A 477-nucleotide genomic window follows, 5' to 3' on the forward strand; every position below is an offset into this window, starting at 1 on the left:
GCTCAGCGCTCAGCTTTCCGCCAACCGCCGCATAGTCTTCAGCATTTTTGTTTGAGGCTACAGCAAAGTTATTTGCTGGCTCATAGGTACCCACCTCTGGATTGTCGGCCAGCATGGCGTGCAGCTCAGAGCGAGCGTTACTAGAGTTTGGCGTAGTCATCGCTTTGTTCGGTGCAACAAATACTAGCGCTCCGCTTTGCGGGTCGGTGTAGAACCATTCTGGATGAGTGTAACCCTCGTTAAGCTCAGCGGCAGAAACCTCCATGACCAAGCCTTTGCGCTCAGGCTTTACATCTTCAATGGGAACGTTCAGTTTCCAGTGGGTCAAATCGAAGTTTTCCGATGGAGCTTTGTTTGGGTCCAATTGGGCGAATGCGTGTGAGGATAGAGTGGTTGCCAAAAAAGTAGCGATTAGAGTTTTTGTTTGTAGTTTCATATTTATGCTTTTTTTAATTAATGAATAGTGTAAGAACCTCA

1 protein-coding gene is annotated in these 477 nt (G+C 47.2%); it reads right to left on the minus strand.

Going from position 1 to position 477, the window contains the following annotated elements; all coding sequences use genetic code 11:
- A partial coding sequence (locus AB4585_RS23625) for a polysaccharide lyase family 7 protein (RefSeq protein ID WP_372171204.1) occupies positions 1-436 on the minus strand: 436 nt, incomplete at its 3' end.
- Positions 437-477: the final 41 nt, after the last annotated feature.

The organism is Vibrio sp. 10N.222.49.C9, from assembly GCF_041474985.1.
Classification (GTDB): domain Bacteria; phylum Pseudomonadota; class Gammaproteobacteria; order Enterobacterales; family Vibrionaceae; genus Vibrio; species Vibrio crassostreae_C.